General features: G+C 65.0%; 13 protein-coding genes. 3 read left to right on the top strand and 10 right to left on the bottom strand.

Annotated features, from left to right (window positions below):
* Positions 1-6: 6 nt before the first annotated feature.
* A complete protein-coding gene (locus ABIC76_RS07150; RefSeq protein ID WP_354533454.1) occupies positions 7-741 on the bottom strand; it encodes a DUF3348 domain-containing protein in 735 nt (244 codons plus the stop codon).
* Between the two features lie 298 nt (positions 742-1039).
* Here ABIC76_RS07150 and ABIC76_RS07145 point away from each other — a divergent pair, with 298 nt between their 5' ends.
* Entirely contained in the window at positions 1040-2194 is a 1155-nt protein-coding gene (locus tag ABIC76_RS07145) for a methyltransferase (protein ID WP_354533453.1), read from the top strand.
* Positions 2195-2203: 9 nt separating this feature from the next.
* On the opposite strand, the gene ABIC76_RS07140 is transcribed toward ABIC76_RS07145, so the two are convergent.
* A complete protein-coding gene (locus ABIC76_RS07140) occupies positions 2204-3466 on the bottom strand; it encodes a TIGR03862 family flavoprotein (RefSeq protein ID WP_354533452.1) in 1263 nt (420 codons plus the stop codon).
* A 219-nt stretch (positions 3467-3685) separates the two neighbouring features.
* On the opposite strand from ABIC76_RS07140, the gene ABIC76_RS07135 reads away from it, so the two are divergent.
* A complete protein-coding gene (locus ABIC76_RS07135; RefSeq protein WP_354533451.1) occupies positions 3686-4522 on the top strand; it encodes a class I SAM-dependent methyltransferase in 837 nt (278 codons plus the stop codon).
* A 15-nt stretch (positions 4523-4537) separates the two neighbouring features.
* Here the strand turns inward: ABIC76_RS07135 and ABIC76_RS07130 are convergent, their stop codons facing one another.
* From ABIC76_RS07130 to ABIC76_RS07115, 4 genes are all read right to left on the bottom strand, one after another.
* Entirely contained in the window at positions 4538-5431 is an 894-nt protein-coding gene (locus ABIC76_RS07130) for a LysR family transcriptional regulator (protein ID WP_102065290.1), read from the bottom strand.
* Positions 5432-5494: 63 nt separating this feature from the next.
* Positions 5495-6097: a cysteine hydrolase family protein gene (locus tag ABIC76_RS07125; RefSeq protein WP_354533450.1), complete on the bottom strand. Its 603-nt coding sequence runs from the start codon at positions 6095-6097 to the stop codon at positions 5495-5497.
* 108 nt (positions 6098-6205) lie between these two features.
* A complete protein-coding gene (locus ABIC76_RS07120) occupies positions 6206-7678 on the bottom strand; it encodes a sensor domain-containing diguanylate cyclase (protein WP_354533449.1) in 1473 nt (490 codons plus the stop codon).
* A gap of 81 nt (positions 7679-7759) precedes the next feature.
* Entirely contained in the window at positions 7760-7948 is a 189-nt protein-coding gene (locus ABIC76_RS07115; RefSeq protein WP_354533448.1) for a hypothetical protein, read from the bottom strand.
* 294 nt (positions 7949-8242) lie between these two features.
* On the opposite strand from ABIC76_RS07115, the gene ABIC76_RS07110 reads away from it, so the two are divergent.
* Positions 8243-10483 (top strand): M1 family metallopeptidase, encoded by a 2241-nt coding sequence (locus ABIC76_RS07110; RefSeq protein ID WP_354533447.1) that lies wholly within the window; start codon positions 8243-8245, stop codon positions 10481-10483.
* A 107-nt stretch (positions 10484-10590) separates the two neighbouring features.
* Here ABIC76_RS07110 and ABIC76_RS07105 read toward each other — a convergent pair whose 3' ends face one another.
* Genes ABIC76_RS07105 through ABIC76_RS07090 form a run of 4 tightly spaced genes read right to left on the bottom strand, consistent with a single transcriptional unit; the run spans position 10591 to position 16620 of the window.
* Positions 10591-10914 carry a P-II family nitrogen regulator gene (locus ABIC76_RS07105; RefSeq protein WP_102065294.1) on the bottom strand — a complete coding sequence of 108 codons (324 nt, stop codon included), beginning with the start codon at positions 10912-10914 and terminating at the stop codon, positions 10591-10593.
* Positions 10911-14060 carry an efflux RND transporter permease subunit gene (locus ABIC76_RS07100; RefSeq protein ID WP_354533446.1) on the bottom strand — a complete coding sequence of 1050 codons (3150 nt, stop codon included), beginning with the start codon at positions 14058-14060 and terminating at the stop codon, positions 10911-10913. The genes ABIC76_RS07105 and ABIC76_RS07100 overlap by 4 nt, the downstream gene beginning before the upstream one ends.
* Entirely contained in the window at positions 14057-15277 is a 1221-nt protein-coding gene (locus ABIC76_RS07095; protein WP_354533445.1) for an efflux RND transporter periplasmic adaptor subunit, read from the bottom strand. The genes ABIC76_RS07100 and ABIC76_RS07095 overlap by 4 nt, the downstream gene beginning before the upstream one ends.
* The gene (locus tag ABIC76_RS07090) at positions 15274-16620 is read right to left on the bottom strand and encodes a TolC family protein (RefSeq protein WP_354533444.1); all 1347 of its coding nucleotides are present in this window, start codon (positions 16618-16620) and stop codon (positions 15274-15276) included. The genes ABIC76_RS07095 and ABIC76_RS07090 overlap by 4 nt, the downstream gene beginning before the upstream one ends.
* Between the last annotated feature and the right edge of the window lie 73 nt (positions 16621-16693).

The raw sequence follows: 16693 nt of genomic DNA, 5'->3' as shown, positions 1-16693 counted from the left end.
TCCCGCTTAGCGGGGGCGAAGGGCTGCGAGCAACCCGTCGATCGGTTGAAAACGAACATCAAGCTCGGCCAGGAGCACGCTCTGCATATCCTTGCGGAACGCGTCCAGCCAGGCGCGGGATGTGGATGGGGTGGCCTGGCCCTCTGCGGGCAACTCGGCCTGCCGCTGCTGCTCGGCCGCGCGCAGGCGCTCGAAGTACGGCCCGAGCATCGACGGAATGGCCCCCAGCAACGAACGTTCGCGGCCGGCGAGCGCCTGCTCCATGCTGGCATCCAGCACCGCAAGCCGCGCGAGGTCGGGCGTCCTGGCAGCCAGCAGGCGCCGCAGGCGGCCACGCAGGTCGCCGATCTCCAGCTCCATCGTCTGCTGCATCAGCACGTAGCGCTGCCGGAAGTCGGCATAGTCGACCACCACCGGCACCGCCGCGTTCTGGATCGGTGCGCGTGGCCCGGGCCTTGTCTCTGGCGCGCAGCTGGACGCGATGGATTTCGTCAACGCCGCACGGACGCGGCCACCGATGGTCTCGGCGTCCGGCCCGACGGTGCGCGTGCTGGACGCGCCGGCGGGCGGTGCCGCGCTCAATGCCGACGAAAGCGTGATGGCATCCGTCCAGCTGAGCCATTGGCTCAACCGGTCCGAAAGGGGCTGCGCAGATGCGGAAACGTCGACGTCCGTCAGGCGAGCAAGAATGCGGATCAGCGCGGGGCCGCTGAGCGCCCTGCGTTGCTGGGCGTGCGCCATGCTACGAGTGCCGAAAAAAGGCTGGAGTTTACACTGCCTGCCGGGCCGGACTGGCGTCTTCGGGTGGCAGGAGAATCACTTCACCAGAAGAATCGCAGCGGTCAATCGGCTCGCGGGCAATACGGGGCGACGTCCTTCAGCACATTGCCCGGCATTAGGCCTTTTCTGACAGGGGCCCCACCGAAACGGCATCAGTGCCGCGCCGCTCAGTGGCCCGCCAGCATTTGTGCGATCAGGCCGACAGCGGTATCGTGTCGCCCACTACCGCACCCTCCCCGCTTTCCCGCCCATATCCCCCGTGACCGATCACCCCACCCTCACCTGGACCGACGACCGCCCTGAAGCCAGCAGCGACGCCGTCCATACCGCCGTCTGGCGCTCCGAGGCCGGCAACCCGCCGCCCAAGCGTGTGGTCATCGCAGATGATCGGACCCCGGCCGATACCGCCTACCGCCTCGCCTGCGAAGGCACGGCATTGCTCTGGCAAGGCGACTTCCAGAACGCACGCCAACTGCTGCAGGCCATGTCCCGCCGCACGGATCGCAAACCCGGCAAGGCGCGCAAGGAACCCGCCTCGCCCATCGATGCGTTCAACCTGCATCGACAGGCGCAATCGCAGCGCGCCCGCACGCTCGGCATGCTGCTGATTCCGCTGGATGCGGATTACACCGTCCCGCTGCGCCGCGCCCCCGACATGCGCGAGGCGTGCACCGAGGCTTACGGCACGAGCCACGCTGCCTCCGTCGTCTCGCTGCGCGAACTGCTTGGTTTGATCGGCGCGCATGAGTGGCGCAAGAAGGGTGTCGAGATTCCGGCGCTCGGTGGTGAGCGGATCCATCCGCACTACGGCGTGTTCTCGCCCGTGCGCGGTGAATACATCGACTTGGTGGCGAGTGCGCCGTTGCCGTCGAAAACCCTGGCCTTCGATATCGGCACGGGCACGGGCGTGCTCGCGGCGGTGCTGGCCAAACGCGGCGTCAAGCGCGTTATCGGCACCGATCAGGACCCGCGTGCCCTGGCCTGTGCGCGCGATAACCTGGCACGTCTCGGGTTGCAGGCACAGGTGGACGTTGTCGATGCGGATCTGTTTCCGGAAGGCCGTGCGCCGCTGATCGTGTGCAACCCGCCGTGGCTGCCGGCACGACCCAGCTCGCCCATCGAGCGCGCCGTCTACGACCCCGACAGCCGCATGCTGCGTGGTTTTCTGGATGGCCTGGCCGCCCATCTGGAGCCGAATGGCGAGGGCTGGTTGATCCTGTCGGACTTTGCCGAGCACCTGGGCCTGCGCACGCGCGATGCCCTGCTGGCGATGATCGACGCTGCCGGCCTGCAGGTGGTGGGCAGGGAAGACATCAAGCCGAAGCACCCGAAGGCATCCGATGAAAGCGACCCGCTCTATCGCGCCCGCGTTGCCGAGGTCACGTCGCTGTGGCGCCTGAAGGCGCGCCAATAAACCGTTAAATCAGCGCGCCATCGTCGCCAGGTAGTCGAGTGCGCCCTGCCCTGCAGCGGCGCCGCTCGCGAAGCACGCCGTCAGCAGATAGCCGCCGGTGGGTGCCTCCCAGTCGAGCATCTCGCCGGCGCAGAACACGCCCGGCAGACGCTCGATCATCAGCTTCGCATCCAGCGCTTCAAATGCAACGCCGCCTGCGGTGCTGATCGCCTCGTCGATGGGCCGCGTGCGTATGAGCCGCAGCGGCAGCGCCTTGATGGCTTTGGCCAATTGCGCCAAGTCGGCAAACGCTTCCTTGCTCAGGCACTCGCGCAGCAGGCCGAGCTTGACGCCCGTGATATTCAGCTTGCTTTGCAGATGGCTCGACATCGAACGCGCGCCGCGCGGGCGCATCAGTTCATCCGTCACACGTTGCGCACTCCAGCCTGGCGCAAGGTCGAGCCAGATCGTCGCACTGCCCTCTGCGGCCAGCGCCTCACGGATGGACGCGGACAACGCATAGACGAGGCTGCCTTCGATGCCCGTCTGCGTGACGACGAACTCGCCCTGGCGGAATTGCAGCGCGCCGTCATCACCCGACGGCAAACCGATGGCGACCGACTTGACGGGCTGCCCCGCGAACCGCTCCTGGAAAAACGCGCTCCAATCGGCGTCGAACCCGCAGTTGGCCGGCTGCAATGGCTGCACCTGCACGCCGCGCGCCTCCAGCAACGGCACCCAGGCGCCGTCAGAACCCAAGCGCGGCCAACTGCCGCCGCCCATGGCGAGCACCACGGCATCGGCTTGCACCAGCCGTTCAACATCGGTGGTTTCAAAGCGCAGCACCTGCGCGTGGTCTGACGGTTCTGCCCAGCCCACCCAGCGATGCCGCATGTGCAGCTGCACGCCCGCCTCGCGCAGCCGGTGCAGCCATGCGCGCAGCAAGGGCGCGGCCTTCATCTCGGTCGGAAAGACTCGTCCCGAACTGCCGACAAACGTATCGATGCCCAGCCCATGGATCCACGCACGCAGGGCATCGGGGCTGAAGCGGCCAATGAACGGCGCCAGCGCCTCGCGCCGCGTGCGATACCGGCCGAGAAACGCGTCGATCGGCTCCGAATGCGTGATGTTCATCCCGCCGATGCCCGCCAGCAGGAACTTGCGGCCGGCCGAAGGCATGGCGTCAAACACCTCCACACGCACGCCATTGCGCGACAGGACTTCAGCGGCCATGAGCCCGGCGGGGCCGGCGCCGATGACGGCAACGAGAGGGGCGTTGGATGTTTCGGACATGCGGGGTTGGACGGATCGAATGACGCGGGGCAGACAAGCGGGGCGCTATTGTCACATCCCCACTGGGCGCGGGCAAACGAGGTCGCGCATGACGCCGCCTGGGGTGCGCTTGCCGTCGCCCACCCCGCTTTTCGGTAAACTGGCGCCCTCTTTCCGTTTGTCTCCGCGCCGCCGCACCGATCCCACTCCGTGCGACATGTCGCCCAGGCTGTCCTGACGATGTCCAACAAGACCCACGAAATCCGCCCAAACCAGTCGATTGAACTGCTCAAGGAACTGCACATCCTGACGCGCGACGGCAAGATGAACCAGGACAGCCGCCGCAAGCTCAAGCAGGTCTATCACCTGTTCCAGTTCATCGAACCATTGATGGCCGACGTGCAGCGAGCCAAGGGGCATGTCACGCTGGTCGACCACGGCGCGGGCAAGTCGTACCTCGGCTTCATCCTGTACGACCTGTTCTGCAAGGAGCAGCCGGGCGATGGAACCTCGCACATTTACGGTATCGAAACGCGCGAAGAACTGGTCGCCAAGTCGACCGAACTGGCCGCGCGGCTCGGCTTCAAGGGGATGTCGTTCCTGAACCTGTCGGTTGCGGAGTCGATTACCTCTGACCGACTGCCCGCGACGATCGACATCGTGACCGCGCTGCATGCGTGCAATACCGCCACGGACGATGCGATCCGCTTCGCGCTGGAGAAGAAGGCGCAGTACATCGTGCTGGTGCCGTGCTGCCAGGCGGAGGTGGCCGGCGTGCTACGCAAGAACAAGGGCAAGTCGCTCGGCAATGCGCTGACGGAAATCTGGCGCCACCCGTTGCATACGCGCGAATTCGGCAGCCAGGTCACCAACGTGCTGCGCTGCCTGCAGCTTGAAGCGCACGGCTATCAGGTCAGCGTGACGGAACTCGTCGGATGGGAACACTCGATGAAGAACGAGCTGATCATCGCGCAGTACAAAGACCTGCCGCGCCGCCGCCCGACCGAGCGGCTGAACGAGGTGATCAGCACGCTGGGGCTGGAGGAACTGCACGAACGGTTTTTTGCGCCGGCTTGAGCGCACTGCCGTGCCCTAGCGGGCGCGATAGTACTCGCTCATGTAATCGACAAACGCGCGCACCTTGGGCGCAACATGCCGCGTATGCGGATACAGCGCGTAATAGATGCGCGTGCCCAGCGTGCAGCCCGGCAGCACTTGCACCAGACGCCCCTGCGCCAGCTCCTGCCGCACGGTGTTCCACGTAAAAGCCGCGATGCCGAGGCCGGCCAATACCGCGGAATACGCAGCCGTAATGGCATCCGTCATCAACCGCCCTTGCAGCGACACGTGCACCGCCTCACCTTGCGCGGGTTCAATCGCCCATTCCGTTGCGGTGTGCGAGCCCGAGAAGGTGATCAATTCATGCTCGCGCAAATCGCTCGGCACTGCTGGCGGGCGCCGACGCGCGAGATAGCCTGGCGAGGCAACGAGCACGATGTCCGATTCGACCAGCTTGCGGGCGACGAGGCTGCTATCACCCAGTGGCTGGCTGATCCGCAACGCAACGTCAAAGCCCTCTGCGACGAGATCGATCATCTCATCACGGCAAGACAAATCGAGGTGCAGGTCGGGATAGCGCTGCTGGAATGCCGGCAGCCAAGCGGAAAGCTCGAGCGTGCCGATCGCCAGCGGAACGCTGACGCGCAACGTACCGGCAACACGCTGATGCTCGTTTGCCATGGCCTGCGATGCAGACTCCACCCGCTGCAGAATATCGACGCAGGCCTCGTAGTAACGCTGGCCGGCGGCCGTCAATGCAAAGCGGCGCGTCGTCCGGTTGAGCAGTTGCACGCCAAGCTCGGCTTCGAGCCGCTTCAACTGTCGTGACACGGAGGAATGCGTGCTGTCGAGGCGCTCCGCTGCAGCGGAAAACCCTTGCGCCTCGACGATGGCGCAGAACACGCGCATCGCAAGCAACTGATCCATGGTCGAATGTGCCCGTGTTGCCAAGGCGTCGGATGCTATCACGCTGCCCTGCGCCAAACCGGGCTAGGCCGCCTTCAGCGACAACACCTCTTGCGTGCGCAGCACCGCGCCGAACGTGTCGGAAATCTCCGCCAGTGCGGCGCGATGCAGCACGTCGTGCGACACACGTAGCGACTCGTTGACCACGATGTCACGCGTGGCGCTGGCATCGTCCACCACAATCACCTCAAACCCGGCTGGCACCGCATCGCGCGCGGCGCCAGCCACGCAGGCGTGCGTCATGAGCCCGCAGATGACGAGATGCGTCATCCCCTCCGCCGTCAGCTCGTTTGCGAGGTCGGTGCTGGCAAACACGCTGACCGACGTCTTCTGTACGCGGCGGTGGTTGGGCTTCTGACGTACATCCGCATGAATTGCGACGTGCTTGGCGAAGATCGGCGCTTCGGCTGGCGCCACGTGCTGAATGTGTACGACAGGCCAGCCCTGGTGGTCGGCAAAATCAATCAGGGTATTGGCGTTGCGCAGCGCCTGTGCGCCATGAGGAATCGGCAGTGCACCGGTGAAGTATTCGTCCTGGAAATCGATGACGAGCAACGCAGTGCCGTGTGCGGGTAGCGCCGTGGGCGTGGTCGCGCCGAGAATGCTGCGCAGTGTGTGACCGGACATGCTGGCTCCTGAAAAAGTTGTCAGGAGCGCAGTCTCTCAGCGCGTCGGCGCCGCGACCAGACAGCCCGTGGCACAGGATCTGTGCATCCCACGCACAAATTGCCGTTGTTATGTCGAGCGTTTGCCTTCGTGCTGCATCCGCTTGTCTTCGTACATCGCGACATCGGCCTCGCGCAGCGTTTCTTCCAGACGCCCGCCTTCGTGGCAGGTGGCGCAGCCCATGGAAAACCCAAGCTCCGCGCCTGGATAGAACTGATTGTTGAGTTCCACCAGCTTGCGCAGGCTTTCCACCAGCGCCGTGCCGGCCTGCGCGTCGGCGCCCGGCAGCAGCACGGCAAACTCGTCCCCGCCAATGCGCGCGGCGTGTGCCGGTTTGTCGATGGCCTTGCCGAGCACCTCGCCGGCGCGCCGCAGCAGCGCGTCACCCGCGGCGTGGCCGAGCTGGTCGTTCACGCGCTTCAAGTCGTTCAGGTCGATCATGATGACCGTGACCGGGAACGGGCCCTTGCGCTCCAGCCGGTTGATCTCGTCCACGTAGAACGAGCGGTTCTTCAGCTTGGTCAACACGTCGTGCTTGCCGAGATATTCCAGGTACGACTCCGCCTTTTTGCGCGCGGTGATGTCGGTCAGCGCCAGCAGCACCATGTCCCAATCCTTCTCGCGGCCGGGGAACACCGAGAACTGCAGGTGGATGTTCAGCGGGTGGCCATCCAGCCCGTAATTGACGACCTCGCGCTGCTGGAAGAGCTTGCCCTCCCACAGGTCGATCAACTGCTCGCGAAAGTGCGGGCGCATGTCGTCGCGAAAGATTTCCGGCAAGCGGGCAAGGAGGTCGTTGCGGTTGCGCGCCTTGAACATCTCCAGCGTGAAGCCGTTGACGTCGAGCACCTGGATTTCCTGCATGCACCGTTCGACAAACTCCGGATGCACGTCGGTAAAGGTGCGGAAGTCGGTGATGCCCTGCATGCGCACTTCGTCCAGCAGCATCTTGATGGTGCTGAAGTTTTCCACCCACAGCGACACCGGCGCATGCTCGAACACGCCGCGCGCATAAAGTTGGCTGGCCGCGGCACGGCGGCGGGCGTCTTCGAGTTCGGTGATGTCGTCCACGGCCACCAGCACGCGGTCCCACGGCTGATCGTGATCGGGCAGGACCACGCCCTTGAGCAGGATGTCGAGACGGCGGCCGTCGAGCGTGTAGTTGACGCTGCGGCTCTCGAACGACGGCTCGCCAGACCAGAGCTGCACGAGTTCGCCCACGTGGGCCTCGAGCATGTCGTCGCGCAGGACGTCGGCCAGCCGCGCGGTGAGCGTTTCGGCATCCGGGGCGGCGTACATGGACAACGTACGCCGGTTCACGCGCAGCACCTTGATGCAGGCCGAACAGGCCGCCACGCGGGAGGTGTCCTCTTCCAGAAAGCGCTGCAGGTCGGTCACGCCGGCCGCCCGCCATTGGGCAAAGAGGCGGTGCAGATCGCTGTAGTCCTCCAGCCACAATGACGTGGGGGTGACATCGAAGAAGTCGATCAGGTTGACACCCACAGCCGCCGGGCTGCTGACGCTATCGGACGCGGATTGCATGAATCGCTCTACGGAAACAAAAACACTTTGCAAACGTTGCGAGCGTACCGGTTTTGTGTAAAGCCGCGCACAGCGCCTCGCTCATCCGGAAGGATTACCCCCATGCAGGCGATGCGCGGTCTGCTGCTGCAGCGCAATACCTCGTCGAATGCCGGGAAAGTTCCCCGGCGGGATTTTCCGACGCTGCGCCGTATTTAGTTTTACTTTATCTGGCGTTGTAAAAATCGCCGCTTCGATTTTTAAGAGTTTTTCATGAAGCGGGAGACGCATTTCGTTTTTTCAACGCACTTTGCAGAAGTCACCCAACGCTCGGAAGGGCGCGCGCAGCTTCGTGGATGCGCATACCAAAAACTGCAAATTTCGCAGCAGATTCTCTCGCACGTGATTTAAAAAACTTCGTCTCGATTCGCAGGCCGTTTCCTCCAGAATCCGTGCATCCCGTGCGCGGGCTGTGATTTGCACCGCGCAAGAAGCGGGTAATTCCTTGTCCCGATTCTGCGGCCTGCCCCCCAATTTCTTTTGAGCCCTGGGCCGCCGATTCGTTTCCACCTCAGGAGAAATGCAATGCGGGATTCGACAACGCACCGTCGTACGGCCACGACACACTCCGGGCGCGCGTACAACGCCCGGACACGTCGTTCGTTCAAGCTGGCACTCGTGGCTCAGGCCGCGGCCGCGCTGATTCTGGCCGCCTGCGGCGGCGGCGGAGATGACGCGCTCACGCCGGCCGGCGGCAAGCTGGACGCAAACGGCTCGCAGCAGCAGGGCAATACCAATACCGGCAACACCAACGCGCAGGCGCCCGCCGTCGACGCAACAGTGCCGCCGGTGGAACTGCCGGACTACATCAGGCCGGTCAACTACAAGCTGTGGTTCCGCCCGAGCGCAGACCTGAACAGCTTCTCCGGCCGCGCCGATGTGGAGATCAAGGTCACCAAGCAGACCGGCGCCGTGACGCTGGCCGTGCGCGACCTCAAGCTCGACGCCTCGCGCCTGACGCTCACGCCCACTTCGGGCAACGGCGCGTCGCGCGTGCTGGTGCCGATTCCGCAATCGCAAGGCGCCTTCTACGACCTGCGCGACCCGACCGGAGACATCAAGCCCGGCAACTACGTGCTGCACATGGAATGGACGGGCACGATCAACTTCACCAAGGCCGAGGGCATCTTCAAGCTGGGCCTGCAGGCGGCAACGGGTGAGAGTTCGGACGCCATCGTCACGCAGGGCGAATCGAACTTCGCGCGTGAATGGTTCCCGAGCTGGGATGAGCCGGCCTTCCGCAACACCTTCGAAGTGACGGCGGAAATTCCGGGCGACTGGAAGGCCGTGGCCAACGGCAGGCAGACGGGCGCCACCAAGCTGCCGGATGGCTATCAGCAGGTGTCGTTTGCCAAGACACCGTCGATGCCGGCGTACCTGCTGTTCTTCGGCGGCGGCAAGTTCGACATCCTGGAAGACCAGTTCACCAACCCGCTCGATGGCAGCAGCATGCGCCTGCGCTGGTGGGTGCCGCCTGGCGAGGCGCACTCGGCGGTGGCCGGCATGCAGTTCACGAAGGAAGCGCTGAACCACTACTACAACTACTTCCAGATCCCGCTGCCGTTCGACAAGATGGACACCATCGTCGCCAACGACAGCTACGACAACAAGAATGCCGGCTTTGGCGGCATGGAGAACTGGGGCGCCATCTTCGAGTTTGCCGACCAGGTTCTGGTGCCGCCCGATGGCGCACCGACGACGGTCCACTCGATGGGCAAGGCGCGCTCGTTTGTCGTGGTGTCGCATGAACTGGCCCACCAATGGTTTGGTGACCTGGTCACGCTGGACTGGTGGGACGACATCTGGCTGAACGAGTCCTTCGCCAACTGGTTCGAGAACGTCACGAAGATCACGCTGCACCCCGAGTTCCAGGGCAACACGTGGGCCAACTACGCGGCGGTCAAGCAACGCGTGATCACGCTGGATCTGCAGCCGACAGCCGTGCCGGTGCAGCACAACCTGAGCGACGCCGGCTCGATGGACTTCCTCGACAGCTTTGCCTACAACAAGGGCGGCCATGTCCTGCAGATGCTCGAGAACTACGTCGGCAAGGACGCCATGCGCAAGGGCCTGCAGAGCTACCTGAACAAATACAAGTTCGGTAACGGCACGCCGCCGCGCCTGTGGGCAGAACTGGAAGCGGCCAGCGGCAAGCCGGTGGGCAAGGTGGGCGACAGCTTCGTGCGCCAGACCGGCCTGCCGCTCGTCACCATCGATGCGCAGTGCAATCCGGCCACCAACCAGAACGTGCTGACGATCACGCAGAAGGCCTTCCCGAACAAGAACGTCTATTCTGGCTACCAGTGGAACGTGCCGCTCACGCTGGCCTATGGCGACAACTTTGGTCAATCGCAGACCATCGTGCTCGACCAGCAGACCGCGCAGGTCACGTTGCCGACGTGCTCGGCTGTGCTGGCCAACCCGTCGGGCCTGGACTACTACGTGACCAACTACAGCCCGACGCTGTGGACCAACCTGCTGGCGCAGGCCGGCGCCATCAGCAGCGATGCGGCCAAGACCAACATCGCAGGCGACGCCACGCAGCTGTATAACGCGCAGCTCATCACCAAGGCGCAGTACGACCAGATCGTCGGCATCAAGAACTTCCAGCCTGCGGTGGCAACACTGGCCGCACAGTCTGTGAAGCCGACCGGCTCGCTGCGTCCGCAAGCGGTGCAGCTGCAGGAGATGCAGTCGATGGATCGCCCGATCCACAAGTTCCGCTACGAAGGTCTCATGAAGCATCTGACCGACATCAAGCGGTAAGCGCCAAAGCAAGCGGGCCGCGTCTTACGATGCGGCCCGCTGCAAGGGTGGCTCCTGATTTCCGGCGGACATGGTCCGCCGTTTTTCATGCGCGCGTCACACGACCATCAACCCGTGCGATGCAGGAAGGTGGCCTGAATCACGTCGGTCATCCAGATGGCGCTCTCGCCGGTCTGGCCGTGCTCCAGCACCTTGACGGCGCTTTCGAACAGCACGCTGGCCAGCGCATCGGAAGCGATGATCTCGATGCGCACGCGCGGCACAAACTCCGTCAGGTCTTCCTTGATGGAATGCGCGCCGGGCTGTGAAGCCGCTGGCGGATAGGCATTCACCTCGCCCACCGTCATGCCCGGAAAACCCGGGCAACTGCGCAGCGCTTCATGCATGCGTTCCAGCAGTTGCGGGCGCACTACGATGCGGATTTCCTTCATGCCTTCGACTCCTCATCAAACCATTTGTACAGCGTGGGCAGCATCACCAGCGTCAGCAGCGTGCAGGTCAGCAGACCGCCGATCACCACGATGGCCAGCGGCCGCTGCACTTCCGAGCCCGGCCCTGTGGCGAACAGGAACGGGATCAGGCCCAGCATGGCCACGGTGGCCGTCATCATCACGGGCCGGAAGCGCATGCGTGAACCCAGCCGCACGGATTCCTCCACCGACATGCCTTGCTCGCGCAGACTACGGATCGTGCTGACCAGCACCACGCCGTTGAGCACCGCGATGCCCCATAGCGCCACAAAGCCGACCGATGCCGGCACGGAGAGGTATTCGCCCGTGACGAACAGGCCAATGATCCCGCCCACCGAGGCGAACGGCAGCACCAGAATGATCAGCGTGGCATAGCGCACGGAATTGAACAGCAGGAAGAGCAGGAAGAAGATGGCCGCCACCGTGATCGGCACGATCACCTTCAGGTGACCCATGGCGCGTTCCATGTTCTGGAACTGGCCGCCCCACTCCAGGTAATAGCCCTCCGGCAGCTTGACCTTCTGTGCGACGGCGGCCTGCAGCTCGGCCACGAAGCCGCCCAAGTCGCGGTCGCGCACGTTCACGCCCACCACCACGCGGCGCTTGCCCAGCTCACGGCTGATCTGCGCGGGGCCGTCAGTCACATCGATGCGGGCGATGCTTTCCATCGGCACCTGTGCGCCGTTGGGTGCGGCCACGATCAGGTTGCGGATGGCCTCCACGCTGCCGCGATATGCGTCCGGCAGGCGCACCACCGCGCTGAAGCGGCGCTCGCCCTCGAAGATTTCCGTGGCTTCCTTGCCGCCAATGGCAGTCTCGATCACGTTGTGCACATCGGCCGCGTTCAGGCCGTGGCGCGCAATGGCCTGGCGGTCGATCGCGATCTGCAGATACTGCTGGCCGGTGATCCGCTCCACGCGCATGTCCTGCGCACCCTGGATGCCCTGCGCCACCTTGGCAATCGCTTCGGCCTTCTCGCGCAAGGTGTTCAGGTCGTCGCCGAACACCTTGATGGCCACGTCGGAACGCACGCCGGTCACCATCTCGTCCACGCGATCGGAAATCGGCTGTGCCATGACGATCTGTACGCCGGGCAGTACCTGCAGCGCCTTGCGCATCGCCTCGGCAATGTCGTCCTGGTTCCAGCCCTTGGGCCACTCATCGCGCGGTTTCAGCGACACGATCGGCGTCGATTCGTTCTGGCCCTGCGGGTCGGCCGGAGACTCGCCGCGGCCCACGCCAGAAACCGCCGACTTCACGCCCGGCACCTGCATCACCAGGCGCATGGCTTCCATCTCCATGCGGATCGACTCTTCCAGCGAGATGTTCGGCGCGCGGTTGATGCCGGGCACCACCGAGCCTTCCTTCATCTCCGGAATGAACGCCGTGCCGAGGAACGGCATCAGCGCACCGGTGGCCAGAAACACGGCCACGGCCACGACGACGGTCTTGCGGCCGTTGTTCAGGCTCAACTCCAGCAAGCGCAGATACGGCTTCTTCATCTTGCGGATCAACCACGTGTCATGCGCGTCGTGCTCGGCGTGGGGGTCGTCGCTGTGTTCGCCTTCCACGTGCTTGTGCGCCTTGGGCTTGAGCAGATACGACGACAACACCGGCGTCAACGTGAGCGACAGCACCAGCGAGAAGAACAGTGCAATCGCAATCGTGAAGGCCAGCGGCGCAAACATCTTGCCCTCCATGCCCTCCAGCGTCATCAGCGGCAGGAACACCAGGATGATGATGCCCACGCCAAAGATCACGGGCGTGGCCACTTCCGTCACGGCATGCAGGATCACACGCGCGCGGCTCTCGTTCGGATCGCGCGGCTTGGCGAGGTGCGCAAAGGCGTTCTCCACCACGACCACCGAGCCATCGACCATCAAGCCGATGGCGATCGCCAAGCCGCCCAATGACATCAGATTGGCCGAGATGCCAAGCTTGTTCATCGCCATGAACGTCAGCAGCGGCGTAAGGATCAGCGTGCCGACCACGATAAGCGATGAACGGATGTCGCCAAGGAACAGCAACAGCACGATCACCACCAGCACCACGCCTTCGGCCAGCACCTTGATGACGGTCTGCAAGGCCGAATCCACCAGCTCCGAACGCTCGTAGTACGGCACGATCTTCAGGCCGTCGGGCAGCATGCCGTCGTTGTTGATGGCCTTCACGCGATCCTGGATGCGGGCGACGACTTCCTTCGCGTTGCCGCCGCGCATCATCATCACGACGCCGCCGACGGATTCCGTCACGCCGTTCTTGACCACCGCCCCCGCGCGCACCGCCGTGCCGATCTTCACATCGGCCACATCGCGAATCGTGAGTGGTGTGCCGTTGACCTCCTTGAGCACGATGGCGCCAATGTCGTTGGTGTCGCGCACCAAACCCACGCCGCGGATCAGGTACTGCTCCGCAAAGTGCGGCAGCACACCGCCGCCCGAGTTGGCGTTGTTGGCGGCCAGCGCCTCGAACACCTGCTTGACCGTCACGTTGTGGTGGCGCAGGCGCTCCGGATTGACGAGCACCTGGTACTGCTTCTCGTAACCGCCTTGCGAGTTGATCTCGGCCACGCCCGGAATGGAGCGCAGCAGCGGTCGCACCACCCAGTCCTGCGCAATGCGGCGTTGGGTGAGTTCCTCGACCGAAAGCTCCTTGTCGCCGTCATCCGGTTTGTCGAGCGTGTACTGATACACCTCGCCCAGGCCCGTCGATACGGGGCCGAGCACCGGTGTCACGCCCGTCGGCATGCGCGACTGCACCTCGATCAGCCGCTCCATCACGAGCTGGCGCGCGAAGTACACATCGGTTTCGTCGGTAAAGACGAGCGTGATGAGCGACAGGCCCGGCTTGTTGAGCGAGCGCATCTCGGTCAGCGCCGGCAGGCCGGTCATCGCCATTTCCACCGGCACGGTCACAAAGCGTTCGACCTCTTCCGGCGAGCGGCCCGGCGCCTCTGTGGCGATCTGCACCTGCACGTTGGTCACGTCCGGAAACGCGTCAAGCGACAACTTGCGTGCGGCATCCAACCCGAAGAACAGCAGCACGGCAGCGATCACCGCCACCACGAGCCGTTGCTTGAGCGCGCCGCGAATCAATGCGTCGATCATGCGCCCTCCATCTCGGCGCGCTTGCGCTCGTTGTTCAGATGGAAACCGCCTTCAACGACGATCGGCTGCCCAGCTTGCACGCCGGAAATGACCGGGCGCACCCCGTTCGATTCATCGCCCAGCTTGACCGGCGTGAGCTGGTAGTTCGTCTCGCTGGCGCGCACGAACACGTAGTCGCGGTTATCTTCACGCACCACGGCGGACGTCGGCACCACCACGCGTTCTTCCGGCCGCGACTGGATGAGCAGCGTGGCCAGCATCGACGGCTTGAGCGTGCGCTCCGCGTTGTCCACTTCGGTGCGCACCGTGACCGTCCGCGTTTGCGGGTCGACAATATCCGACACCCAGATCAGCTTGCCGACAATACGATCGCCCGCGCCGGTGTCGATCTCCACGGCCTGGCCTGCGCGCACGCCGGCAGCGGCGTTTTCGGGCACTTCACCCACCACCCACACGCGCGACAGATCGGCCACGGTGAACAGCTCGTCGGCCGGCTGCACCACCTGGCCCCGCGTCACCTTGCGCTCCACCACCGTGCCGCTGATGCTCGCCACCACGGGCGAGATCGACGACATGCCGCCCGTTCGCATCTTCGCCAGCGTGCCGGGCGATACGCCCATCACGCGCAATTGGTCGACGGCCGCGCGCACTTCGGCATCGGCCATCGCGAGTTCACTCTGGCGTTTCTGCAATTCGGCCGAGCCGATCACGTCTGCGGCCAGCAGCAGCTTGGCGCGCTCCAGCGCACGTGCCTGCAGGTCGCGCTGCGCGGCGGCCTTCTGGTAGGCGAGTTGCGCGGCGCCAAGCTCGGTGCTGTGCAGTTGCGCGAGGATGTCGCCTGCCTTGACGCTCTGCCCCGGCGTGGCGACCAGCTCGGTCACACGCCCCGTGACGGTGGCGCCGATGCGCGCCACGCGCTGTTCGTCGAACGCAATCTGCCCCGGCACGCGCAGGCGCTCGGCAATCGGCTGCTTGCCCACCGGCGCCACTTTCAGACGCTGCACCAGCGTGGGCTGGGCAACCACGAGGTTCGGGTCGACGGCCTGTTGCGCAGCCTTGGCATCGTTGGCGGCATCTTTGCCGCAGGCACCCAGCAGCAGCATCGCCGCCAGGGCAACGCCGGCCAGCCGGATCGAAGAAGAGAAAGAAGAAGGTGCGGTCATGGTCTGGCTGGATTCGTGAGTTCGGGAGGCAACGCGATGGCTCGGGCGTTTCATTGGGCCTCCGGGCGCAGGCGGTCGAGTTCAACGGCAGCGGCGCGCAGGTCTGCGCGTGCGGCAATCAGGTCATTGCGGGCCTGGCGGAAGACGCGCTGGGCATCGAGGTAGTCGAGAATCCCGCGCTCGCCGTGGCGGTATGCGGCTTCGGCCACGCGCAGCGCCGATTCGGCCTGCTTGATGACGCCGGATTCCAGTGCGCTGACTTGCGACTCCGCAATCTCGTATTGGCGATAGGCCGATTCCACCGCCTGGCGCGTGCGCAACTCCCGGTCGCGCAACAGGGCACGGGCACGTTCGCGGGCCGCCACAGCTTCACCGACGGGACCATCGCGGCGGTCGAACAGCGGAATCGACATCACCAGGCCCACACGGCTGTCCTGCAGATCGGGCTGGCGGTCGACCGACCCGCGCAGCGCGAGCGACGGCCAACGCTGGCTGCGCTCGTGCGCAAGACGCGCTTCGGCCTCGCGCACGGCGGCGCGGTCGGCTTCCAGCTCCGGGTGCGTGGCGAGCACCGTGCTGACGAGATCGGCCAGCGGCGGCAGATGCGCGACGGACGGCGTCTCCGCACCGGCATCGACATCGAACGTCTGCGGCAAATCGGCACCCACGGCGCGGCGCAGTTCAGCCAGCGCCTGCTGCACACGCAGTGCGGCGGCCTGCTCGTTGCGCTGCGCGTTGAGCAACTCCGCGTCGCCACGGATGAGTTCGTAGCGCGGGGCTTCGCCGGTTTCCACACGCACGGCCACGCCACGGCGGATCTGCTCGACCAGCGTCACGTCTTCGCGCGCGTTGCGCTGCTCGGCCTCGCGGCGCACCACGTCGTAAAAGCGCAGCTTGAGATCGGCCTCTACGTCGCGCGCCTGCGATCGGGCGGTCGCCTGCGACGCTTCGTACGCGGCATCAGCGGCTTGCGTACGGGCGGCGCGCTGCCACGGCAAATCGAGCTTTTGCGTGATCGACACGCTATTGGTGCGGCCTTCCGCCGCACCCGGCATGCGAGCACGCTGGCGGCCGGCCATGGCTTCCACCTCGGGGTTGGGCCAGGCGCGTGCGGTGGCGATGCCCGCCTGGGCCGCCTGCACCTGCGCCTGTGAAGCGGCGAGCGCCGGGTGGTTGGCGCGTGCCAGTTCCAACAACTGCTGCAAGGTGTAGCGCGGCTGCGGGAGCGCCTCGTCGGCACGGGCGGTGGCGGTCTGGGCACCCCGTGGCGACGGTGTCGGGGGCGCTGCATTGGCATGGACAGCCATCGCGGCCAGCACAGCGGAAAGAACAGCACGCCGCGACACGCGCGCGCCTGCTGCGGGGCGCGGGTTGGCCGCATCCTGATTGGACAACATCCGAAATCATCCTGAAAAAGAAGAACAGGCAAGCGCGAACGCCCAGCCGGTCAATGAACCGGTTGGTGCAGCA

The sequence above is a fragment of the Ralstonia sp. 1138 genome (assembly GCF_040544795.1).
GTDB lineage: Bacteria > Pseudomonadota > Gammaproteobacteria > Burkholderiales > Burkholderiaceae > Ralstonia > Ralstonia flatus.
Note: the sequence above shows the minus strand (reverse complement) of the source record. Positions and strands in the feature narration are given on the sequence as shown.